Consider the following 24,981-nt stretch of genomic DNA (forward strand, 5'->3'; position numbering starts at 1 on the left):
GAATCTTCCTCTCCTTGCATTTGGTAGTAACTAGTATATGGAAGGAAGAGGGTTTTTATACTTCATGCAGGAATTCCATAGAAAAAGTAATTCTGACGAATGCAGCACAAATCAAGGTGGGGGAGAAGCGGATGGTGGCGGAGATGGAAACCTGGATGCTGATTGCTTTTGATTCGACACAGCAGGCGCTGCGCGCAGAGATGCTGCTTGAATATGCGGAGGTTGAAATTGATTTATTTCCTACACCAAAGGAAATTACAGCGGGCTGTGCATTATCGATCCAGTTCCCGCCGGACCAGCTGGATAGCGTACAGACGATCATCCAGCAGGAGCAGGTGGAGATTCGGGGAATCTACTTCAAAGACAGCATAGAGGGATATAAGAGCATCGAGGATAGGAGGTAGAGTTGATTGAGTAAGTTTTGGCTGGAGGATACCATTCCCAATCCAGAGCAGGCTGTCAAGCAGGCGGTAAGTATCGGCGATAAGTTTCTGGATTGGGTGACGAATGTAGATATGTGGACCAATGTGCTGTTTTCGGGCATTCGTATCATCATTCTGTTTTTTGTTTCCCGCGTCATTATACGGGTTGTATCCAAAATTATAGACAAATCCCTGGCGAGACAGGAGCAGAGCCGGATGAACGTCAACCCGCGGAGGTTCGCCACGGTAGCCGAGCTGCTGAAAAACGTAACGGCGGTCACCTGTAATTTTATTATGGTGCTCCTGATTCTGTCGGAGTTCAACTTTCATTTGGGACCGCTCCTTGCGGGAGCAGGAGTCCTTGGTTTGGCCATAGGTTTTGGCGCGCAAAGTTTGGTTAAAGATGTGATTACCGGATTCTTCATTATATTAGAAGACCAATTTGCGGTAGGGGACGTTATCCAGACAGGGAGCTTCAAAGGCACCGTAGAGATGATCGGCCTTCGGACCACACGCATCGTAAGCCCTACCGGGGAAGTTTATATTTTGCCTAACGGTTCCATCGCCAGCGTAACGAACTACTCCTTATCCAATGCGCTCGCGGTTGTTGACCTTCCCATGAAAAACGAGCGAAATCTGGAAGAAACCGTAGCCCTGATTAAACAGGCGCTTACCGGCATTCAGCAGCGGGATCCTAATGTCATTTCGGTGCCGAATGTACTCGGGGTGCAATCCTTGAACACGAGTGAATACGTTATCCGGATCGTAGCCGAGTGCATGCCGAACACCAAAGGCGATGTTGAACGGCAGATTCAGGCCGACGTGAAGCAGGCTTTGGAATACGAGGACATGATGAAACAGGCACAGGCCGAGCTTGCGGCAGGTAAAGAAGGGAACAACGAAATGGGGGAAGGATAACGGTGGAACGTAAAGTGTTTCAACTCGGAGATATCGTCCAAATGAAGAAAAACCACCCATGCGGCAGTAACGAAATGGAAATTATCCGCATGGGAATGGATATCCGGATCAAATGCGTCGGCTGCCAGCACAGCGTATTGATCCCGCGGGCGAAGTTTGAGAAAAATATGAAAAAGGTGCTTCGATCGAAATCGGAAGAGGGAATGGAAGGGCAGGCTTAGCAGGCTTAGTAATAAACAGCTTTTGGACAAAGGGCTTGCACAAATGATGGACATGTGCTATAATCAATTTTGCTGCGGAAAGGTACCCAAGAGGTCTAAGGGGGCTGACTCGAAATCAGTTAGGCGTCGCAAGGCGTGCGAGGGTTCGAATCCCTCTCTTTCCGCCACATTCCCTTTTTTAAGTGACTGCGCATAGAATACATACAGTGAAAACCTTCAGTTGAGTAAACTGGAGGTTTTCTTAGTTGTTGGATCGTTTCCCTTTATGATCCTTTGCTTTCATAATAAGAGGGGAACAATTACTGCTGTATACAAACCAAAGGAGGACCCAGAAGGTCCTCCGATTTGGCAGGCGATGCCATGATTTTTTGGAATTCATCCACACAACACTTCAGCAAGTGAAACTCGGGTCAGCCTTTAGCAAATCTTTGCTTTAGACAATAAAGTGTTTTTAGCACTTCCCTCCGCTTCTTGAACGTGCTGTTTCTGACTTCCTGTGCTTTGTTGCGTTGATCATGTCCAACGGAACCACACCTCTCTCAAGCACCGCCTGATTGTAATATGCGCAGTTTTCGTGCGCTTATGCATCCATTTGTAAAATTAGTGGACCCGCGCTTTCGTCATCCGTTTCCATTTGCGGTCTTTCTTCGAGGTCTCTGGAAAGGTATCGCCCTTAGCCAGCTCGACCCGCTGCGGATCCGTGATTTCAGTATGGAAGCTGTTTTCACCAACCTCCATGTATACGCCGGGGTTCGGCGCTTTGTCGCCTGGTTCAAATTCGGTTCTTTCACCCATGGACAAGGCCTCCTTTAATCGTTAAAATGGACTGCCTCTGTAGTGTGTACCCTTGGCGGAGAATCATGTGTGGAACAGGATCAAAACGGCATTGTACTTGCAATCATTGGGCCAATTTGATATATTAATATGGTGCGAGTTTAGACTCGTTCCTTGCTCCTGACATGATCAGGGGCCGAAGTCCATAAGGAGGTGAAACATATGCGCAAATACGAAGTGATGTACATTATTCGTCCTGACATTGAACAAGATGCTGTTCAAGCCGCAGTCGAAAAATTCCAAGGCATCATCTCCAACGGTGGAGAAATCACTAAGCATGAAGTGATGGGTAAACGCCGCCTTGCGTATGAGATCAACAAATTCCGTGACGGTACTTTTGTTCTGGTTAACTTCAGCGCCAACCCTGACGTTGTAGCCGAACTTGAGCGCCTCATGAAAATTTCTGACGAAGTAATTCGTTATCTCATTACGCTTGACGTTGTTGCTTAATATCCGTTTACGGAATTAGTGATGAAATTCGCTCAAAGGAGGGGACTCGATTGTTGAACCGTGTTATTTTGATCGGCCGGTTGACCCGGGATCCGGAACTGCGCTATACACCTTCAGGGGTAGCCGTAACGCAGTTTACGCTCGCTGTGGATCGCCCGTTTACGGCGCAAGGCGGAGAGCGTGAGGCGGACTTTATTCCGGTGGTCACATGGAGACAGCTTGCTGAGACCTGCGCCAATTATCTGCGCAAAGGCCGTCTGACGGCTGTAGAAGGGCGCATCCAGGTACGGAATTACGAGAATAACGAAGGTAAACGTGTATACGTCACCGAAGTCATTGCCGATAACGTACGTTTCCTGGAATCCAACCGTGAAGGCGGTGGAGGCGGAAGCACCCCGCGTGAGGAGCCTTCCTACAATGGAGGCGGTGGACGTGGCGGTAACAGCTACTCGCGGAACAATTCCAATCAGGATCCTTTTTCCGATGACGGAAAACCGATTGATATTTCGGATGATGATTTGCCATTTTAATAAGGAAAGGACTGAAACAGCATGGCTTTTAAACAAAGAGAAGGCGGAGACAACGATAAAAGACCGGCTCGCCGCGGCGGCCGTAACAAACGTCGTAAAGTGTGCTTCTTCACTGTGAACAAAATTACTCACATTGACTATAAAGATACCGATCTGCTGAAGAAATTTATCAGCGAACGCGGTAAAATTTTGCCTCGCCGTGTAACCGGCACTAGCGCAAAATACCAACGCATGCTGACGATTGCGATCAAACGCTCCCGTCAAATCGCATTGCTGCCATACACTACAGAGTAATCTGTATTATGGCGAACGAGAAAGCCAGTACCTTGGACATCCCAGGTGCTGGCTTTTTTGCTGTGATGAACATGTTCATAATTATTCCATTTGTCTTACGGGAAACGAAAAAGTTATCATAGGGGTATTGCTGCATCGAGCAGTGGCGGTAAGGTTGTAAGCGTACCCGTAGGAAAGGGCAGGGCACAGCTTTCCATTTCCCGGGCAATTTCATGATCGTGAAGTTCCGGCTGGATTGATTCGCAAACGGGCTTCGTAAACAGCGTGTTCCTTAATGATCAACGAGGGTATGATATAATGGAAAAACGGCGAAAAGGGGGATTACGATGGGACTGGGCAGAATCTACAGGAATTATTTTAAAAATAACATGTTCATGAGGATTCTGCTGATTTTCACGATCATTGCCATTCTGACAATCGTGATTCTGTCCTATCTGATGTTCTCTTCCCTATCCCAATCGATCGTGGAGAAGGAACTCAACAACCAGAAGGCTGCGATGGAAAATGTCAGCCGGTATCTGGATCAGCGTTACCAGTCGGTAGAGAATATTGCCAGGGATATGTACCGGAACGAAATGCTGTTCTCGAACATTTCCTTTTTGATGGAGCATCCTTATTCGCAATATGTCCAGCATCGGATGGACCAGTTTTACAACGAAACGAACAACAACTCAACGGACCCGCTACAGTATTTCCAGCAGGTGATGGACGAAAACGGAGATATCCGCAACATCATGCTGTACAGTTCGGAGAAGCAGTTTCTGTCCGTGTTCAAGCCAAACAAGCAGTATAAGCAGCTGACGACCGATATGACCCACTCCTATATTCCGGACGTGATGGCGATGGACTATAAAGGCATCACCGCTCCAAATTACTGGATCCGGAAGGCGGCGGACCAGTGGGCGCCGGAGCTGTACGCCATCCGGGTACCGATCAATAACAGGCAGCTCAAAAATGCGGGACAGTTTCTCGTTTATTTGGATTCGGGCGGCATCACCGATGCCCTGACGAGCTATAAGGACAGCTTCAAAGGGGATATTGCGGTGCTTTCGGCGGATGGCAAGGTTTTGTATGATTCGGAAGGGAAATATTATGGAAAGACCTATCCGTATATGGATGTGACCGATTCGCTGTATGACGGTGGGAATACCCGCCCGGCTGAGGTCAGCAGCCGAATGTATATCAACAAGCTGACTTCGGCTGACAACGGATACGTCGTGATTGGTGCAGTTCCGAAAAAGGACGTGGAGGCCAGTTATTCGGGCATCCGGAAAACGATTATAACGATCAGCGGGATCTGTATATTGTTTGCGATCTTTTTCCCGGCCTTCTTTGTGATTAATTTCGCCAACCGGACGAACCGGATTATTAGGATTACGCGAAAGGTGAAAAACGGCGATTTGTCCGCACGGATCGATAACCCAGGAGAAGACGAGCTTGGCCAGATTTCCCGAAGCTTTAACGACATGCTGGACGAGCTGAACCTGTATATCGAGCGGGTGTACAAAGCCGAAATTAAACAAAAGCAGACGGAGCTGGTGGCTCTGCAGGCGAGGATCAATCCTCACTTTTTGTACAATACGCTTGAAGTTATTCGGATGCGGGCCATTTCCCAAGGGGCTAAAGATGTCGGGGAAATGATCTATAGTTTGTCCGTGCTCTTCAAAAGCCTGGTCAAGCAGAAAAAGATTTACACGCTCAAGGATGAGCTGGAGGCATGCCGCTTGTATCTGGAGCTGTTCCGGATCCGTTATAAGGAGAAGTTCAGCTATACGATCGATTCAGACCCGGCGCTGCAGGGCAAATCGGTCATGAGGCTGTCGCTGCAGCCGCTGATCGAAAACTATATCGTTCACGGCATCCAGACCAATCGCGACGATAATCATCTGGACATTCGGGTGAGGGATGAAGGCGATATGCTGGTGGCTGTGATTACGGATAATGGTAAAGGTATCACGCCTGAGCGCCTGGCTGAAATTCATGAAGAGCTCGGGAAGCCGGAGGAGTCCGGCGAAATGTTTGGGCTGCGCAGCGTGCACAGCCGGCTGCAGTTTTTGTACGGTCCGGCTTACGGGGTGGAAATTGACAGTCGGCCTGGAGTCGGTACGGTTGTCACCGTACGTTACCCTAACCGGGAAGGGACGGATGCTGAAGATGTATAAAGTGTTTATTGTGGACGATGAGCCGTTCATTATCGAAGGACTGTACGATATTTTGGATTGGGCAGCGCTGGGGCTGGAGATCGTCGGGCACGCAGAGAATGGCCGCCAGGCGCTCGAGGTGATGGCGTCTACCCCCGTGGATGTGCTGATTACGGATATTTCCATGCCGGTGATGGACGGCCTGAGTCTGATCGGCGAGGCTCGCAAAACCCGCAGCGACCTCAAGGTGATCATCCTGAGCGGATACAACGAGTTCGATTACTTGAAGCAGGGGATGAGGCTCGGTATCGAGAACTACTTGCTGAAGCCGATCAATGTGGAGGAGCTGGAATCGACGCTCCGAAATACCGTGTCTAAGCTGGACAGTACGAGGGCGAGCGGATTATACAGCGCGTTCGATGTGCAAATTTTGAAGGACAATACGCTCTACCGCTGGATGAACGGGCAGATCGCTCCTCCGGAATTTATAGAAAGAGCCGATCTGCTTGGCGTGAACTTGGACCGTCCTTTTATGGCCGTAGCGGTGCTTCGGACCGCAGCCGATGAGGCATTGTTCGGGCAGGTTGACGATTTGCTGGAAGACAGCACGGAGCTGACGCTGTTCCGCGATGTGGATGGGGATACTGTTCTTATTGGAAGTCTGGAGAACCCGCAGGAGGGGAAGGCCCGTCTGATGACAGCACTGGAGCAGCTGGAGGCTGATTTAGCGAGGCAGGGCTGCACGGTGCATATCGGTGTCGGCTCGGCGGTGAGCCTGCCTGGAGAGGCTTCTGTCAGCTACAAGGAGGCCAAGCAGTCACTGGAGTATTTTATGGTATTTCCGGATCGGCGGATCATCGACTACACCAGCTTGGAGGAGAATAGCGGCGGCCCGGAGCGGCATATCGCCATCGCTTGGGACGAATACGCTAAGCTGATTCTGGCGAGGGACGAGGCCGGGCTGAATCGAAAAATCCAAGACGACTTTGAGCAGATGCAGAAGGCGGGACATATCCGCCCGGAGGATCTGCTGAACGCGGCCCTGGAGCTGGTGATTCGCTTCAAAATGGAGCTTGAGCAGATCAAGCATACGGATGAGTCGGATATATTTAAGAACGGCTTAGGCAAGGTCCGGGACAGCTCCTCGCTGCAGGATCTCATTACTGCTCTGCAGGAAGTGGCTGGAGCTGCGGTCCAGTCGCTGCTTCAGGATATGAAGAACCCCGTGGTGAATCAGGTGCTGGTCCATATTCACAATCATTATGCGGACGAACTGTCGCTGAAGACGCTGGGGGCACAGTATCATATTCATCCGGTGTACCTGGGACAGCTGTTTCATAAGGAAACCGGGGAAACGTTCGCCGAATACATCAACAAGTTCCGGATCGAAAAGGCGAAGCAGCAGCTGAAGAACACGAACCTCAAGGTGCAGGAGATTGCGCGGAACGTAGGCTACTGGGAGACCGGATATTTTTATAAACAGTTCAGGAAATATGTCGGGATCTCGCCGACGGATTACAAGGGGCTGGGTTGACCGGCTGGAGACACCCTGAATCAGATGAGACTAAACACCTACCATCTCATCCGGTTTAGGGTTTTTTTGTGACGTTTGATGCAGAAAAAACCTAATGAAAATGAAAGAAAAACAATAAAAGTAAGCGTTTCACTGAAAAAATGACAAATTTAGACAAAAAGAAAACCTTTTCTTTAATTTGTACACGGATTTATTTAGTTTATCTTCTTTTTGTAACGGCTTACATCCGTTAAGGTTATCTTAGTTAAACAAACCGAGCCGGAAACAATAAAAGAAAAAGCCGGTTTGGCCGCTTGGTGGGCAGACAGCTAGACAACATTGACTGCAACACAAAAAGGGAGGAACACACATGAGCAAGGGTAAGAAAAGCTTCTCGTTCGCACTGGCCATGTTGACGGCCTTCGCGCTTGTACTCAGCGCGTGCGGTGGGGGCAACAAAGACGCGGAAAGCAGTGGTTCCGGATCTTCGGGGAGCTCCGAGAAACCGGTAAACCTGATCTGGTACACGATCGGCACGCCGCAAAAAGACGTTGACAAGGTTATGGCTGAGGTCAGCAAGTATACGCAGGAGAAGATTAATGCAACCGTCACCATGAAAATGATCGACTGGGGCGACTACCAGCAAAAAATGCAGGTAAACGTAGCTTCCGGCGAACCGATGGACATTATGTTCACATCCGCAGGCGGATTCGATTACGTACAGAACGCAAGAAAAGGCGCGTTCATGGAACTCGACGATCTGCTTGATAAATATGGAAAAGGCATCAAAGATACCATCGATCCTGCTTTCCTGGAAGGCTCCAAAGTCGATGGACACAACTATGGCATTCCGGCCAACAAAGAGCTTCCTCAGCAAGAAGTATGGCGCTTCAACCAAAACCTGGTGGACAAGTACAAACTGGATACCTCCAATGTACGTTCCCTGGATAGCATTGAGCCGCTGTTGAAAGCGATTAAGGAAAAAGAACCGAACGTAACACCGTTCGCGATGGACAAGAACTACGTTCCTTATGTTCCTTATGACTACATCATTCAGAATCTGCCAATGGCTGTGAAGCTGGATACGACCGATTACAAAATCGTCGACATCCTCGAAACGCCAGAAATGAAGCAGGCGCTGACAACGATGCACAAATATTATCAAGCCGGCTATGTGGCTCCGGAAGCAGCAACAACGGGCTCCACTAGCGATTTGATGACTTCCGGTAACTGGTTCATGGACCGTGCGCAAACCCAGCCGCTGGCTGACAATACTTGGTCTGCAAGCTATGGCTATCCGGTTAAATCGACACCGGCAAGTGATGCGATCATCACGAACACATCGGTTCAAGGCTCGATCATGGCGATTTCCGCAAACTCCGAGCATCCGGAGAAAGCAATGGAATTCCTGAACCTGCTGAATACGGATCCGGTTCTTCGCAACATGGTGGATTCCGGTATCGAAGGAACACACTACAAGAAGGTTGACGACAAGCACATTGAAAACCTTCCAGAGGGCAAAAACTACGACATGCCGTCGTACTCCCTCGGCAACAACATGCTGCTCTACTTGAACCCGAATGACCCGGATGACAAGTGGGAGCAATTCAAGAAATTTAACGCTGAAGGTAAAGATTCTCCAATCCTGAGCTTCAACTTCGACAGCACGAAAGTAGCAACCGAAATGGCAGCTGTACAAAACGTGAAGGAACAGTTCTGGGCATCCCTGATGACCGGTACCGTTGATCCGGAAACCTACCTGCCAAAAGCGATTGCGGCCTTCAAGCAAGCCGGCCTGGACAAGGTCATCGCTGAAGCTCAAACTCAGCTTGACGCCTGGAAAGCTGCAAACAACAAGTAATGTAGAAAAAAATTCGGAAAGGATCGGGCGGGTGACTTAGCGCCCGGTCCTTTTTCAATGTATAACCAATCAATCATGGGAGGGAAACAGAATGGCCGCATTTTTCAAAAACCTCATTAGAAACAAAGTCATGCTGTTTATGGTGCTGCCCGGTGCCATTTGGTTTTTCTTCTTTTCCTACCTGCCGCTGGTGGGTACGATCGTGGCATTCAAGCAATACCGTTTCAACCGGGAAGGCTTCTGGGCCAGTATCAGCAAGAGTGAGTGGGTAGGTTGGGACAACTTTAAGTTCCTGTTCAGCACCAATGACGCCTACACGATTACGCGTAACACGTTATTGTACAACCTGGCTTTTATTATCCTTGGATTGATCCTGTCCGTAGCCATGGCAGTTCTGCTCTCCGAGCTGGTCGGCAAAACGATGGCGAAAATTTATCAGACCGGGATGTTCCTTCCTTACTTCCTGTCCTGGGTCATCGTCGGATACTTTGCATTCAGCTTCCTGAGCATGGACCGCGGGATGATCAACCAAATCCTTGGCTGGTTCGGCGCCGAGCCGGTTCAGTGGTATTCCGATCCAAAATATTGGCCGTATATCCTTGTCTTCGTCAGTCTTTGGAAATCCGTCGGTTATAACAGCGTCGTGTATCTCGCCTCCATCATGGGTATCGACAAATCCCTGTATGAAGCGGCCATGATCGACGGCGCCAGCAAGTGGCAGCAAATCAAGAACATTACGATTCCGATGCTCTCGCCGATCATCATTATCATGACGCTGCTCGCAGTGGGCCGGATCTTCTACGCCGACTTCGGTCTGTTCTACCAGGTTCCAAGAGACTCGGGTACGCTGTACTCCGTAACCAACGTTATCGATACGTACGTATACCGCGGTCTGAAAACAACTGGCGAAATCGGTATGAGTACCGCTGCAGGCCTGTACCAATCGGTTGTCGGCTTTGTACTCGTGATCGTGTCCAACTTTGTCGTCCGCAAAATCGACAAGGACAGCGCATTATTCTAAATCATTTTTTGAAGGGAGTGTCAGGTTATGGCGGAGGTCATTCAAAGAAAAAAACGGGATTTTCATCATGTTTCGCGCGGCGCGAACGCTGTTCTTCATACGATTGCGGCAATCTTTTCCTTCTTGTGCGTATTTCCTTTTCTGTTCGTCGTCATTATCTCGTTAACCGATGAAAAAACGCTGGCAACGGACGGCTACCGTCTGATCCCGGCCAAATGGAGCTTCGAGGCTTACAAATTCGTATTTCAAAGCGGCGACACGCTGCTTCGTTCCTATGGCGTGACGATCCTCGTTACCGTCGTGGGTACGCTCGTCAGCTTGATCCTGATCTCGCTGTACGCCTATGCGATTTCACGGAAAAGTTTCCGCTACCGCAGATTTTTCTCCGTATTCGCGATTCTTACCATGCTGTTTAACGGCGGGATGATTCCGACGTACATGGTTGTGTCGCAATTGCTCGGATTAAAAGATACCCTGTGGGCGCTGATTTTGCCGCTCGCGATGAACGCTTTTTATATCATGATCCTGCGTACGTTCTACAGCACCAGCGTACCGGAGGCGATTATCGAATCGGGCCGGATCGACGGCGCGGGCGATTTCTACATTTTCCTCCGCATCGTGCTGCCGTTGTCTTTGCCAGGTCTGGCGACGATCGGACTGTTCAGTACGCTAGGGTATTGGAACGACTGGTTTAATGCCTTGCTCTATATCGACAATCCGAACCTGGTGCCGCTGCAATCGATGCTGATGCGGATCGAATCCAGCATTCAGTTCATTCAGCAAAACTCGGCCAACAGCTCGCTCAGCATGGCTGCACTGCAGTCCATTCCGCAGGATACGTCCCGTATGGCGATGGTCGTGCTCGCTACGCTGCCAATTATTTTTGCATATCCGTTCTTCCAACGTTATTTTGTACAAGGACTTACCGTAGGTGCCGTCAAAGAATAATAAACAACATCACTTTAGGGAGACAGGAGAGAAGTCGAGATGTTGATTTACAAAGACAAGACGAAACCAGCTGTGGAGAGGGCCCGGCATTTGCTAGGTCTGATGACTTTGGAAGAAAAGGTCGGCCAGCTCGTGCAGCCGTTCGGCTGGCAAACCTATGAACATAGAGATGGGAAGATTGAATTAACGGAATCTTTTAAGCAGCAAGTCCAAAATGGCGGTGTCGGTTCCCTGTACGGGGTGCTGCGCGCCGATCCGTGGACCGGCGTCACGCTGGAGAACGGCCTGTCCGCCAAGGAAGGTGCGGAGGCGGTTAACGAAATTCAGCGTTATGCCATTGAAAATTCCCGGCTCGGCATTCCGATCCTGATCGGGGAGGAGTGCTCGCACGGGCATATGGCGATCGACGGCACGGTGTATCCGGTGCCGCTGCTGCTCGGGAGCACGTGGAACGTCGATTTATACCGCGAGATGTGCCGCGCCGTCGCCGCGGAGACGCGGGCGCAGGGCGGGGCGGTGACCTACTCGCCGGTGCTGGACGTCGTGCGCGATCCCCGCTGGGGGCGCACGGAGGAGTGCTTCGCCGAAGACCCTTACCTGATCGGCGAATTTGCCGCCGCATCGGTCCAGGGGCTTCAGGGCGATGCTTTGGACAGCGACGCGAGCGTTGCCGCGACGCTGAAGCATTTTGTCGGATACGGCAGCTCCGAAGGTGGACGCAACGCTGGCCCCGTGCACATGGGCTGGCGTGAACTGCTTGAGGTGGACCTGTATCCGTTCAAGAAAGCAGTGGAAGCCGGCGCTGTGTCCATCATGCCGGCTTATAACGAAATTGACGGTGTGCCATGCACGGTCAATACGGAACTGCTGGAGGACGTCCTCCGCAAGCAGTGGGGATTTGACGGCATGGTCATCACCGACTGTGGGGCCATCGACATGCTGGCCGCGGGACATGACGTGGCGGAAGACGGCATGGACGCCGCCGTTCAGGCCATCAAGGCGGGCATCGATATGGAGATGTCCGGCGAAATGTTCGGCCGGTATCTGCTGGAGGCGGTCAGCCAGGGCAAGCTTGGCATTGGTGTCCTGGACCGGGCGGTGCTGCGGGTGCTGGTACTCAAGTTCAAGCTGGGCTTGTTCGACCGGCCATATGTGGATCCGGAGCGGGCTGGGCAGGTCATTGGCCAAAGCGAGCATGTGCAGCTGGCACGCAAGCTGGCGGAGGAAGGCATCATTCTCTTGAAGAACGAGAAGGATGCGCTGCCGTTGGACAAGCGGGCGGGCACCATTGCGGTGATCGGGCCGAATGCCGACCACGGCTATAACCAGCTGGGCGATTACACGTCGCCGCAGCCGGCGGACAAAGTGGCGACCGTGCTGAAGGGCATCCGGGCGAAGCTCGGCGCCGAATCCGGCCGGGTGCTGTATGCGCCGGGCTGCCGGATTAAAGGCGATTCCCGGGAAGGATTTGACACGGCGCTGTCCTGCGCGTCTCAGGCAGACACCGTGGTGATGGTGATGGGTGGATCGAGCGCCCGCGATTTCGGCGAAGGCACGATCGACCTGAAGACCGGGGCTTCGAAGGTGTCGGACAACTCCTGGAACGACATGGAGTGCGGCGAAGGCATCGACCGCATGACGCTGGGATTGGCAGGCGTGCAGCTGGAACTGATTCAGGAAATCCATAAACTCGGCAAACGCCTCGTCGTGGTGTATATCAACGGCCGTCCGATTGCTGAGCCATGGGTGGACGAGCATGCCGACGCGATTCTGGAGGCTTGGTATCCGGGGCAGGAGGGCGGACACGCGGTGGCGGACATTTTGTTCGGCGACGTCAATCCGTCCGGACGGCTCACCGTATCAATTCCGAAGCATGTCGGCCAGCTGCCGGTATATTACAACGGCAAACGCTCGCGGGGCAAGCGGTATATGGAAGAGGACTCGAAGCCGCGTTACCCGTTCGGCTATGGCCTCAGTTATACGACCTTTGGTTACGATCAGCTCCGCATCAGCGCCGATTCGATAACGGAAGACGAAACGGCAACCGTGTCGGTGAACGTGACAAACACCGGCAGCCGTACCGGAGCGGAAGTCGTGCAGTTGTATATTTCCGATGTGGTGAGCGCCGCAAGCCGTCCGTTGATGGAGCTCAAAGGGTTTACGAAAGTAGAACTTGAACCGGGTGAATCCCGGACCGTGGAATTTAAGATCGGCAGGGAACAGCTGCAGTACGTGGGCAGGGACCTTAAGCCCGTCGTGGAAACGGGGCTGTTCCGGATCCATGTCGGCAGACATGTAAACGACACGATAAGCACGGAGTTGGCCGTGCGGGAGGGTAAATAAATGGAACGGATCAGACGCTTTATCCGTGAATTATCGGACAACCGCTGGCTCGAGCAGACAGAGCTCCGCAGCTGGGACATCACCCGCTCTTACTACAAATTGCCTGGCGAATATGAGAATACGGCTCCTTACCCGGAAGGGAAGGGGCTGGCCTCTTTTCCAAGCAAGCAAGGAACGACATATTTCTTCCGGACCCGGCTTGAGCTGCCGGAAGGCTGGCCATCCGAGCCGTTCGGGCTCGTCTTTGCTTCGGGCGGAGAAGGGCTTCTGCGCGTCAACGGGGTTTCCTACCAGGGCCTCGACCGCAATCATACGTATGTAACGCTCGATCCTGCAGTGATCGGAGAGACGCCGGAACTCGAAATCGAGTTGTTTGATCCGGTTCCGGAGCCGGTCGATCCATTGAACCAGCAGGCCGTCATCAACCCGCCGATCACGTCGGTCACGAGCCTGCTTGTGCGGCCGAATCATGCGGTGCTGAGCCTGATGTATACAGTCACCGTCGTGCGTGACTCGCTGGTGCTGCTGCCGCAGGAAGACTTCCGCCGCGTGCGCCTGATGGAAGTGCTGTACCGGGCGATGGACCGGTTCGTGAACCTGGATGCGGCGGCCATCCGTGATGGCAGGGACGTTGCCGAAATCGAAGCGGCGCTTAGAGCGGACGTCCAGGAAGTAGGCGGCAATGCCGAGGGGCTGGAGCATATGGTCGGCCAGTCGCACATCGATATCGCCTGGCTGTGGCCTGTCCGCGAAACGGTCCGCAAGGCGAGCCGCACGTTCTCGACGGTCGACCGGCTGATGGAGGAATATCCGGAGTACCGGTACACGCAAAGCCAGCCGCAGCTCTTCGCCTTTCTGAAGGAAAACGATCCCGAGCTGTTCGAACGGGTCAAGGCGCGGATCGTGGAAGGACGCTGGGAGCTGGTCGGCGGCATGTGGGTCGAGCCCGACCTGAATCTGCCGAGCGGCGAATCACTGATCCGGCAGATGCTGTACGGCCAGCGGTTCTACCAGGAGGAATTCGGCCGGATGTCGAATATCGAATGGCTGCCGGACACGTTTGGCTACTGCGCATCGCTGCCACAAATTTTGAAGCACGGCAAAGTGGATTATTTCATGACGACCAAGCTCGGTTGGAACGACACCAACCTGTTCCCATACGATTTGTTCCATTGGGTCGGCATCGATGGAACGCCGATTTTGTCTTATCTGAACCATGGCGTGAACGAACACACACTGCCAAAGGATGTTCACGATCACTGGCAGTCCTATCGGGAAAAGGCGCTGCATCCCGAGCAGATGCTCTTGTACGGACACGGGGACGGCGGCGGTGGTGTCACCCGCGAGATGCTGGAGTACATCGACCGGTCCGATCTGATGGTCGGGCAGCCGGCAAGCCGTTACAGTACGGCGGCCAAGTTCTTCGAGAGCATCGAGCAGGCGGGTCCGGTGCTTCCGACGTGGCGCGGCGATCTCTACCTGGAGCTGCACCGCGGCACGTATACGACGCATGCCCGCAACAAACGCAGCAACCGCAAGGCGGAGGTGCTGTACCGGGAAGCCGAGCTGTGGAACACGCTGGCTGGGCCGAACATGGATGCGGCCGACCGTACAGAGGTGACGCAGCAGCTGCATGACGGCTGGAAGCTGATCCTGCTGAACCAGTTCCATGACATCATTCCGGGCTCAGCGATTACCGAAACGTATGAAACGTCGGATAAGGAATACGGCGAAATTTTCGCCAAGGGAGAACACGCCTTGAACGAAGGGCTGAACACGCTGGTGTCGGATATCGACACTTCCGGCAAGGAGGGCACTCCGTACGTTGTCTTCAACAGTCTCGGATGGAGCCGGAGCGCTGTGGTTCATATCGAAGCCGAACAAGGCGAAGGCGCCTTGGCCGCTTATGACGAGCACGGCACGCGCCTGGAGACGGACGCTGTCGAAGGCGGCATCTCCGTCCGGGTTCCCGACGTACCGGCACTGGGTTACAAAACCGTGTGGGTGAAGCCGGAAGCCGCCGTGAATGCTGACTCCGCGGGGATTCAGTCATTCGGCGATACGTGGGAGACTTCCGCTTACCTTGTGCGGTTCAACGAGCGGGGCGAAATCACCAGCCTGCTGGATAAGGCTGCCGGCCGCGAAGTCGTGAAGCAAGGGGAACGCGCCAACCGGTTCTACTTCTTCCACGACCGTCCGACGCTGTGGGACGCTTGGGACATTGACACCCGCTACGAACAGCAGCCGGCCGGTGAGGCGGAGCTGCTCGAGAAGCGGCTGGTTCTGGCCGGACGCACTAAAGACGTGCTCCGCTTCAACTGGAAGATCGGCCAATCCGAAATCACGCAGGACATGATTTTCTATCACCATGACCGGCGGATCGATTTCAAAACGCATGTTCACTGGAACGAGGCGCACAAGCTTCTGAAAGTGGGCTTTCCGGTCGATGTGGTCACCGATAAGGCGACCTACGAAATTCCATTTGGTTCCCTTGAGCGCGCCACCCACCGGAACACGAGCTGGGAGCAGGCGCAGTACGAGGTATGCGGACACCGCTTCGTGGACGTGTCGGAGCATGGATACGGCGTCAGCCTGCTGAACGACTGCAAATACGGTTATGACGTTCAGGGCAGCACGATCCGTCTGTCTCTGCTGCGGGCGCCGAAGTGGCCGGACGTGACGGCAGACCTTGGCGAGCATGACTTCACCTACTCCTTGCTGCCGCATCAAGGCGGCTGGAGGGAGTCGCACACCGTCCGTCAGGCGGCGGAGCTGAACGTGGACATGCCGGTTCGCCAGGCGGAGTCCGGTGCACAAGGCTCACGTCCGTCAACGGGATCGCTGATTTCTCTATCCGGTGGGCATGTCGTGCTCGACACGGTGAAACCGTCCGAAGACGGAAGCGGCGTCATCCTGCGGTTCTATGAATCGACCGGTGGACGCGAACAGATCGAGCTGACATGGCCGGGTGCCATCACAGAGGCTTATCTGTCCAACGCGCTGGAGGAGCCGGCCCATCCGCTGCAGCTTCAGGAGGGGAAACTGCAACTGTCTTTTGCCCCTTATGAAATTAAAACCGTCCTGCTTAAGCAGGTTGATTAACGCAATATATAGAAGTTTGGTATAGATCGTATAACAATACATGATTTGATGTGACATCATTACACTCTACAATTCAGCCAAGTAAAGGGGCGTATCGCTTTGGAACAATTCAGACTTCCTAAAATACCGATGCCGGCGCTGGAGATGCCGCAGGCGATCCAGGACGTAATTAAAGAAGCCGAGCAGAAGCTGGCTCACCGGCCGAAGCTGCTGCAGCTGTTCAAAAACTGCTTTCCAAATACGCTGGAAACGACAACTAAGCTGATGGATGACGGAACGACCTTCGTCATTACAGGAGACATCCCAGCCTCCTGGCTGCGCGATTCCGTGGAGCAGGTCGTCCATTACGTACCTTTTGCTAAGGAAGACCAGGATCTGCAGCGCATTATCGGTGGTTTGATCAAACGCCATGTTCACTACGTCTTGATCGACCCGTACGCCAATGCGTTCAATGAGTCGGCCAATGACTGGCACTGGAATACGACGGACGAAACGGACATGTCCCCATGGGTGTGGGAGCGCAAATTCGAGATCGATTCGCTGTGCTTCGTCATTCGTCTGGCGTACCTGTACTGGAAGGAAACCGAGCTGACCGATATTTTCGATGCCAATTTCAAAAAGGCCATGCGCGCCATCATCGACGTGTTCAAAACGGAGCAGCACCACTTCGAGAAGTCTCCGTACCGCTTTACGCGCAACAACGGCATCCTGACCGACTCCCTGCGCAATAACGGAATGGGCATGCCGGTTAACTACACAGGTATGATCTGGTCGGGCTTCCGCTCCAGTGACGACGCTTGCGACTTCCATTACAACATTCCAGGCAATATGTTTGCGGTCGTGGCGCTGCGCCAAATGCAGGAGTTCGCCGAGTGGGTCTTCCGCGATATGGACATGCTCGCTGAGCTTAAAGAGCTGGAGATCGAAGTCAACTACGGTATTCAGCTGTACGGCATTTACCGCCATCCGCAGTTCGGGCCGATCTACGCCTACGAGACCGACGGCTACGGCAACTACTGCCTGATGGACGACGCCGGTACGCCGGGCCTGATGTCCATCCCTTACTTGGGATACACAACGGCGGACGATCCGATTTATCAAAATACGAGACGGTTTGCGCTCAGCAAAGAAAATCCGTTCTACTTCGAGGGCAAAGCGGCCAAGGGCATCGGCAGCCCGCACACTCCCGAGGACTATATCTGGCATATGGCCTTGTCCATGCAGGGATTGACCGCGCAGACGGCTGAAGAGAAGCTGGAGATGATCGCCATGCTGGAAGCGACCGATGCGGATACAGGTTTCATGCATGAAGGGTTCCACGCTGACGATCCGACCACTTTTACGCGAAAATGGTTCGCCTGGTCCAACAGCCTGTTCTCCCAGCTCGTGTATAAAGCCATGAAGGACGGTCTGCTATGAGCCGGCAAATCATCATTCTATGCGATCCGGATTTCCCGTCTGCGGGTAAGCTCCCGCAGGCCGGAGACTTCCAGCATGCCGCAGAAGTGGCGGTCGTTCGCGCCGAAGAACTGGCTGACGCGCTTCGCGGAGTGGATCAAGGTTGTTTTGTCAATTTGCACGCGCCTTATTTTCCAAAGGCTGCCTGGACGGAAATTTCCGCCTTCCTGCATCGGGGAGGCAGCTTGATCAGTGCAGGCGGGGCGCCTTTTAAAATTCCTGTGGTACGGGATAATGGGTCCTGGGTGTCGGAGACCGAGCAAACCGCCTATCATCAGGAACTCTATATTCACGAAGCGCTGCGGGTTGACACAAATAAAGTCACGAAACTCGCCGTTTCGGACCGCATCCCGCTGCTGAACGGCCAAGAAGGTCTGTTTGAGCTGGCAGATGCCTGGAACCTGGTACCGCATACGACCAAAAGCGCCGATTTGCCGCAGCAGATGGGCTCAGCCGGCCCGATGAGCACGCAGATCTATCCGCTGCTTACCGGCATCAGCGCTGAAGGGCGCGAGATCGCCGCGCCGATCGTGCTGTGGGAGAACTCCCGTGTGACGTTCGCCGGCTCGCGCTGGATGTTCGTGTTCCTGCCGCTGACCGAAGCGTTCTGGAGCGGGAAGGGCGCTGCGCACCTGATCGACTGGGCGCGTTTCTGCGCCCGGGGCGTGACCGAGCTGTCGCTGAAGCCGAATTATGCTTCGTACGAAGCCGGGGAACACGCCGTGCTGACGCTGCAGACGCAGATTTTGCAGCGCGGGGAATCGCGCAGTACGGCGCCTGAGCTGTGGAGCTTCGAGCTGGAAGTAAGCCATGAGGGCGGAAGCGGAGAGGCCTGGAGCCACCGGTTCCAGGCGCAGGTGACGAAGGAGCAGAACTTCGTGCGCATTCCGGTGCCCCTGGCCTTGAAGAGCGGGCTGTACCGCGTCGTATGCCGCGCAGAGGGACCGGACGGCGAGATTCGCGTGCTGCGCCAGGGTTTCTGGGGCCGTGACGACCTCCTTCTGGCCGAGGGCTCGCCGATTACCCGCAGCCGCGACTATTTCATCAAAGACGGGCGGCCGCTGCCTGTTGTGGGCATGACGTACATGACCTCCGACGTGGCGCGCAAGTTCCTGTTCCTGCCGAACGTGGACGTATGGGAGCGGGACATGGCCCAGATGGCCAAAGCGGGCATCAACTGGATCCGCACCGGCGTCTGGACGGCTTACCGGAATATTATGCAGGTCGACGGCCATGCCTCGGAGGAAGTGCTGCGCGCGATCGACGCCTTCTTCCTGACAGCCAAGCGCCACGGCCTGCAGGTGACCTTTACGTTCTTCTCCTTTACACCGGAGACGTGGGAAGGGCTGAACCCTTATCTCGACCCGCAGAGCGTCGAGGCTCAGAAACGCTTCATCCGCAGCATCGTCAGCCGCCACACGGCCACGACGCATGTGGACTGGGATTTGATTAACGAACCGTCGATGTTTGATCCGCCGCGGATTTTCTCGGAGGGACCGCGTTCCGCCCGGGATCCGTTTGAGCACCAGGCGTTCGTGGAGTGGCTGGAGCGCCGCCACGGCGATATCGGCAGCCTCCAGGAAGCATGGAACATGACGCCGGACCAGCTGCCCGACTTTGCTTCGGCATCCATTCCGGAAGCGGAAGAGATCAACTTCGACGTGCAGGATATGCACAAAGCCAAGAAGGGAACGAGATGGCTCGATTACTGCCTGTTCTCAATGGATATGCACAACCGGTGGGCGGAGCAGCTCGTCGGCACGATCAAGGAGCTGTGCCCGGACCATTTGGTCACCGTCGGGCAGGACGAAGCGCTCGGCGCCCAGCGCCCATCTCCGTTCTTCTATGAGCAGGCCGTCGATTATACGACGGTGCACTCCTGGTGGCTGAACGACTATCTGGTATGGGACGGCATTTTCACCAAAACGCCGGATAAACCGAACCTGATTCAGGAAACCGGCATTATGTACGTAGAAACGCCGGACGGCCGCGCCAAGCGGTCCGAAGCCGAGCTGCGCAGCATTCTGGAGCGGAAATACGCTTACGCCTTCTCTACCGGGGGGGCGGGTGCGATCCACTGGATCTGGAATACGAACTTCTATATGGACAACGCCAACGAATCGCATATCGGAGCCCTCCGCGCCGATGGCACGGAGAAGCCGGAAGCGGACGTATCCTACGACTTTGGACGCTTCATCGCAGCCACGCGGGACTTGTTTACGGACCGGGAGCTCGAGGACATCGTCGCCGTCTTCCCGTACTCCAACGACTTCTCGAACCGCGCATTTGCGTTCCAGTCGACGACGCGGCTGACCCGGCTGCTGGCCTATGACCTGAAGCTGCCGTTCCGTGCGGCGTCGGAATACCATCTGGACGCGCTGCGGCAGAAGGCGCCGAAGCTGATCCTGCTGCCGAGCCCGCATAACATGGACAGCCGGGCGCTGGACGAGCTGCTGGAGCTCGTCAAGGAGACCGGCGCGACGCTGCTCGCCACCGGCCCGCTCGGCCTGGACGCCTACTGGCGTCCGACGACGCGCCTCGACGCCGTCCTTGGCGAGCGCCGGCTTGCCAATGTGCGCCGGGAGGAAATGCTCGGCGTGAACAGCCGTCTGCTGCCGGTATCCTTTGGGCACCGGCGGATCGCCGAAGTGGCGAAGGAAATCCCGGCCGCAGCTGCAGGGACTGGCGCAAGCATGGATGCGCTCGTGGACGTGCCGCTGGGCAAGGGCCGGCTGATCTGGAGCCCGCTGCCGCTCGAGCTGAACGGCCGGGACGAGCCGATCCTTGAGCTGTACCGGTACGCGGCTGCCGCAGCTGGCGTTGAGCGTGAGCTCGAGTGGCTGGCCGGCGGGGACCTGCCGGGCGTGTACGGCCGGAAGCTCAGCTTCAAGGACGGCAGCCTGTACGTGTTCGTCTCCGAGTACGGCTGGGATGCCCCGGTACAGGTCAAAGACCCGCAGACCGGAGCCGTCTACAGCTTTACGCTCGAGAGCGACCGCAGCGTGTTGTTTGCCGCCGACCGGGAGGGACGCATTACGGCCGTGTACCGGCCGGACGAGGTTGACATCCAAGTAGATTAAGCATGTTGAGTTGATTTGTACAATAAAGGTGTAGGTGATTGTCAGGAACTTTTGCAGAGGTGGAGCCATCGGGGCAAACGGGATGGGCATCAAACCAATCCTTACAGGGCAGGGGGAAAAGGATAATTTTGGTGCTGGATCCAGGGATCCTGCCCCTTCTCACTGCCGTATCGGAGGCAAGGTTTATGTCCACTGTGAATGGACAGTTGTTTTTAGGGGCCGGTGTTATTCCGGCAGGAAGCCCGCAGTCTTATTGGGCTAAAGGCATTTTGGCAGCAATAGCCGGCTTTTGAATGTTGGGCCCATGGCGTCCTCCTATTTGGGGAGTCCTTTGGGATTGATCACCAAAACTGGGCAATCGGCAGGGGTTTTTTATAAACTTTTAATCGAAGGTTCAGGCCTGCAGAAATCGTCTGATGTACGGATCGCCAAATTTTTTTCTTCTATTATATATAGGTTATATTTCAGACTTACTTTGAATGTTAATTTGTACGCGATGGATGGACACTTGCGGAAGGAGATGATGATGTCCGTAAGTCATCCATGCCAGCATCCGGCCATCCATGACAGTGCAAATTTATCCAGGGCAGGGTTTGGCTATAAGCTGGACCTTAGCCCAATATGTTGATCTGCAAGCAGGGGATGAGAGTTCCGATCAGGAACAAGCCGCCCAAGGAAAGGAGACCCGATTTCTATGTCAAACAAGCCGAAACGAACGGCGCATATCATCTCCCATACTCACTGGGACCGGGAATGGTATTTGCCCTATGAAAAACATCATGTCCGTCTCATCCGTCTGATGGACGTGCTGATGGATACGTTGGAGAACGATACGGAGTACAAGAGCTTTTACCTGGACGGGCAAACGATCATTCTGGAGGATTACCTTCAGGTGCGTCCCGAGCAGAAGGAACGGCTTGAAAAATACATCCGTGAAGGCCGCATTTTCATCGGCCCGTGGTATATTCTGCAGGATGCGTTCCTGACCAGCGGCGAGGCCAACATCCGCAACATGCAAATCGGCCATAAGGACGCCCGCCGTTACGGGCAAATTTCCAAGGTGGGATATTTCCCCGACACCTTTGGCATTGTCGGCCAGGCGCCGCAGCTGATGCGCCAATCCGGCATCGATAACGCCTTGTTCGGCCGCGGCGTCAAGCCGACCGGCTTTAACAATACCGTTGCCGACTCCGAATATGAGTCTTCCTTCTCGGAGCTCATCTGGGAAGGTCCGGACGGCTCCAAGGTGCTCGGCATTCTGTTTGCCAACTGGTACAGCAACGGCAACGAAATTCCGGCCGATCCCGAAGAGGCGAAGGCGTTCTGGGACCGGAAGCTGGCGGACGCGGAGAAGTACGCGTCGACGCCGGAGCTTCTCTTCATGAACGGCTGCGACCACCAGCCGATCCAGACCGATTTGGCTGAGGCGCTGGAGACTGCGCGCAAGCTGTATCCGGACACGGAGTTCGTCCACTCGAACTTCCCGCAGTATTTGGAATCGGTCAAAGGCCATCAAGAGAACGAGCTGTCCGTCGTTCGCGGCGAGCTTCGGAGCCAGCGGACCGACGGATGGGGGACGCTTGTGAACACGGCGTCTGCCCGCGTATATCTCAAGCAGATGAACCAGCATGGCCAGGCGCTGCTGGAAAAGGTAGCCGAGCCACTGGCGGCGTATGCCCACCTGACCGGTCAGGCCTACCCGCATCATCTGTTTACGTATGCATGGAAAACGCTGATGCAGAACCATCCGCATGACAGCATCTGCGGCTGCAGCGTCGATGAGGTTCACCGCGAGATGGTAACCCGCTTTGCGAAGAGCCGCGACGTGGCGGAATCGATCATTGATGACAGCAAGCGGGCGGTGGCCGATGCGGTGGATACGTCATCCTTCGCGCAGTATGGCGAAGATGCGCTCCCGTTCGTGGTGTTTAACACTACTGGGTGGGAGCGGACCGGCACTGTATCCGTCGAGTTGGACGTACAGCGGATTTACTTCCGCGACGGCATCCCGCTGGACGAAATCAGCCGCCGGATTCAGGCGCTCGAGCTTGGTGAGCGTGTGGTGCTGGACCCGAGCGGAAAGCCGGTGCCTTTTACGCTCGAGGATCTGGGCCAGCGCTTCGGCTACGATCTGCCGGATGACCGGTTCCGTCAGCCGTATATGGCGCGTGCCGTGCGAATTACGCTGCAGGCGGACGCCGTTCCGGCGCACGGACTTCGGGCGTACGCACTCGTGTCCGGCCAGGCAGCGGCGCAGCACTCGGACAATGCTTCAGCATCGCTGATCACCGGGAGCAACGTGATGGAAAATAGCATCCTGCGGGTAGTGGCCCAGCCGAACGGAAGCCTTACGGTAACCGACAAGCGAAACGGACGCGAATACCGTGACCTGCTCGTTTATGAGGATACCGGGGACATCGGTAACGAATACATGTACAAGCAGCCGGAAGGTGAAGCTCCGCTGACGACGCGCGATCTGCAAGCATCCATCCAGGTTGTGGAAGATACGCCTTACCGCGCTACCCTCGAAATCGTTCATGACTGGGAGGTACCGGCATCGGCGGATGAGCTTCTTCAGAAGGAGCAGATCGAAGTGGTCTACTATCCGGAGCGCAAAGCTCAACGGGTGAAAGAAACCGTGCCAATGAAGATCCGTACCCTGGTTCGTCTGGAGAAGGACGGCAAGGGCGTTAAAGTGGAGGCCTCGTTTAACAACCAGGCCAAGGATCACCGTGTCCGCGTATTGTTCCCGACTGACATTGAAGCCAGCCGGCACCGCGTGGACTCCATGTTTGAAATCGTGACACGGGATAATCAGCCCGCGATCGAATGGCAGAATCCGAGCAATGCCCAGCATCAGCAGGCTTTTGTCGATGTGAGCGGTGAGACAGCCGGCCTGGCGGTAGCCAACCTCGGCTTGAACGAGTATGAAGTGCTGCGGGACGGCCCGAATACCATCGCGGTCACGCTGCTGCGTTCGGTCGGAGAGTTGGGCGACTGGGGCTGGTTCCCGACGCCGGAGGCTCAATGCCTTGGCGAACATGCCGTTCAGCTTGAAATCATTCCGCATGACGGCCGCGGGGAGGAGTCCGGAGCTTACGCGGAAGCCTACCAATTCCAAATTCCGTGGACAAGCGTGCAAACCGGAATCCATACCGGCGAGCTGCCTGCGGTACATGCTCCTTTTGCCTGGAGCGGTGAGGGAGTCGCCTTCTCGGCGTGGACCGTTAACGAGGATTCCGGAGATCATGTGCTTCGCTGGTACAACATGAAACAGCAGCCTGCCAGCCTTCGGTTGGAATGGCCTCAATCGGTGAGCCGTGCATATAAAACGACCATTCTGGAAGAGACGGAAGGCGCTTCGGTAGAACAGCTGTCTGAGTCTTTGGAGCTGGAAGCGGGACCTTGCGAAATCGTAACGATAGGTATTGAGCGCTAGTATGTTTAACTGTGTGGAATAATTTGGTCATCATAGATTTATTCAAAAAGTGATTTATAATAGGGGTGTGAGGGGGGCTTTTCCCCCTCCGGCAACCCCGGCTCCTTGACAATTTAAATATTGTAATTCCCATCTATTTACCAGAATTACCCGCTATTTTTATAATTGACAGATGATTTATGTTCCAGTAAATTTGAACGTAATCAATTGTTGATTTGCAAGAGATGACGCGGAAGATTCCTATGCTGTTAGCCTGTGTCTGCCATAATTTTCAAGAAGCCTCGCTATTATGTCACAGAACCTAACATGCATTTTTATGTATTCTCAATGTAAGCGGTTTATACTTTGAACATTTTGAAAACTTGGATATTCCAGACGTCAAACCTTCCTGTTTTTAACATTTAAA

Annotated in this window: 17 protein-coding genes and 1 tRNA gene; 17 read left to right on the forward strand and 1 reads right to left on the reverse strand. The window is 54.3% G+C overall.

Going from position 1 to position 24,981, the window contains the following annotated elements; translation table 11 throughout:
- Positions 1-143: 143 nt before the first annotated feature.
- From MKY74_RS03995 to MKY74_RS04010, 4 genes are all read left to right on the forward strand, one after another.
- Entirely contained in the window at positions 144-404 is a 261-nt protein-coding gene (locus MKY74_RS03995; RefSeq protein ID WP_076172602.1) for a DUF3343 domain-containing protein, read from the forward strand.
- A 6-nt stretch (positions 405-410) separates the two neighbouring features.
- Positions 411-1,340: a mechanosensitive ion channel family protein gene (locus tag MKY74_RS04000; RefSeq protein ID WP_076172491.1), complete on the forward strand. Its 930-nt coding sequence runs from the start codon at positions 411-413 to the stop codon at positions 1,338-1,340.
- 2 nt (positions 1,341-1,342) lie between these two features.
- The gene (locus MKY74_RS04005) at positions 1,343-1,561 is read left to right on the forward strand and encodes a DUF951 domain-containing protein (RefSeq protein WP_076172490.1); all 219 of its coding nucleotides are present in this window, start codon (positions 1,343-1,345) and stop codon (positions 1,559-1,561) included.
- Positions 1,562-1,637: 76 nt separating this feature from the next.
- Positions 1,638-1,728: transfer RNA gene (locus MKY74_RS04010), tRNA-Ser, on the forward strand.
- A 433-nt stretch (positions 1,729-2,161) separates the two neighbouring features.
- Here the strand turns inward: MKY74_RS04010 and MKY74_RS04015 are convergent.
- The gene (locus MKY74_RS04015; RefSeq protein ID WP_076172489.1) at positions 2,162-2,356 is read right to left on the reverse strand and encodes a YjzC family protein; all 195 of its coding nucleotides are present in this window, start codon (positions 2,354-2,356) and stop codon (positions 2,162-2,164) included.
- Between the two features lie 201 nt (positions 2,357-2,557).
- Here MKY74_RS04015 and rpsF point away from each other — a divergent pair, with 201 nt between their 5' ends.
- The 13 genes from rpsF to MKY74_RS04080 all read left to right on the forward strand — a co-directional run bounded on the left by rpsF (position 2,558) and on the right by MKY74_RS04080 (position 24,575).
- Positions 2,558-2,845, forward strand: a complete 288-nt coding sequence (gene rpsF / locus MKY74_RS04020; RefSeq protein WP_076172488.1) for a 30S ribosomal protein S6 — start codon at positions 2,558-2,560, stop codon at positions 2,843-2,845.
- A 50-nt stretch (positions 2,846-2,895) separates the two neighbouring features.
- On the forward strand, positions 2,896-3,375 hold the full coding sequence (gene ssb, locus MKY74_RS04025; protein ID WP_076172487.1) for a single-stranded DNA-binding protein: 480 nt from the start codon (positions 2,896-2,898) through the stop codon (positions 3,373-3,375).
- A gap of 21 nt (positions 3,376-3,396) precedes the next feature.
- Entirely contained in the window at positions 3,397-3,669 is a 273-nt protein-coding gene (gene rpsR / locus MKY74_RS04030; protein WP_076172485.1) for a 30S ribosomal protein S18, read from the forward strand.
- 326 nt (positions 3,670-3,995) lie between these two features.
- The gene (locus MKY74_RS04035; RefSeq protein WP_076172483.1) at positions 3,996-5,831 is read left to right on the forward strand and encodes a sensor histidine kinase; all 1,836 of its coding nucleotides are present in this window, start codon (positions 3,996-3,998) and stop codon (positions 5,829-5,831) included.
- The gene (locus MKY74_RS04040; RefSeq protein WP_076172599.1) at positions 5,824-7,344 is read left to right on the forward strand and encodes a response regulator transcription factor; all 1,521 of its coding nucleotides are present in this window, start codon (positions 5,824-5,826) and stop codon (positions 7,342-7,344) included. Before MKY74_RS04035 ends, MKY74_RS04040 begins: the two co-directional genes overlap by 8 nt.
- 349 nt (positions 7,345-7,693) lie before the next feature.
- Positions 7,694-9,184 (forward strand): ABC transporter substrate-binding protein, encoded by a 1,491-nt coding sequence (locus MKY74_RS04045; protein ID WP_076172481.1) that lies wholly within the window; start codon positions 7,694-7,696, stop codon positions 9,182-9,184.
- A gap of 91 nt (positions 9,185-9,275) precedes the next feature.
- Entirely contained in the window at positions 9,276-10,205 is a 930-nt protein-coding gene (locus tag MKY74_RS04050) for an ABC transporter permease (protein ID WP_076172479.1), read from the forward strand.
- 27 nt (positions 10,206-10,232) lie between these two features.
- Positions 10,233-11,153, forward strand: coding sequence for a carbohydrate ABC transporter permease (locus MKY74_RS04055; RefSeq protein WP_076172477.1), 921 nt, complete (start codon positions 10,233-10,235; stop codon positions 11,151-11,153).
- Between the two features lie 39 nt (positions 11,154-11,192).
- Complete coding sequence (locus MKY74_RS04060) at positions 11,193-13,496, forward strand: glycoside hydrolase family 3 N-terminal domain-containing protein (protein WP_076172475.1); 2,304 nt, start codon at positions 11,193-11,195, stop codon at positions 13,494-13,496.
- Positions 13,497-16,598 (forward strand): alpha-mannosidase, encoded by a 3,102-nt coding sequence (locus MKY74_RS04065; protein ID WP_076172473.1) that lies wholly within the window; start codon positions 13,497-13,499, stop codon positions 16,596-16,598.
- A 99-nt stretch (positions 16,599-16,697) separates the two neighbouring features.
- Positions 16,698-18,017, forward strand: coding sequence for a glycoside hydrolase family 125 protein (locus tag MKY74_RS04070; RefSeq protein ID WP_076172470.1), 1,320 nt, complete (start codon positions 16,698-16,700; stop codon positions 18,015-18,017).
- Positions 18,014-21,136 carry a beta-galactosidase gene (locus MKY74_RS04075; RefSeq protein WP_076172468.1) on the forward strand — a complete coding sequence of 1,041 codons (3,123 nt, stop codon included), beginning with the start codon at positions 18,014-18,016 and terminating at the stop codon, positions 21,134-21,136. The genes MKY74_RS04070 and MKY74_RS04075 overlap by 4 nt, the downstream gene beginning before the upstream one ends.
- 694 nt (positions 21,137-21,830) lie before the next feature.
- Entirely contained in the window at positions 21,831-24,575 is a 2,745-nt protein-coding gene (locus MKY74_RS04080; protein ID WP_076172466.1) for an alpha-mannosidase, read from the forward strand.
- The last annotated feature ends 406 nt before the right edge of the window (positions 24,576-24,981 follow it).

Source organism: Paenibacillus sp. FSL R5-0378 (assembly GCF_038009285.1).
Taxonomy (GTDB): domain Bacteria; phylum Bacillota; class Bacilli; order Paenibacillales; family Paenibacillaceae; genus Paenibacillus_AQ; species Paenibacillus_AQ favisporus.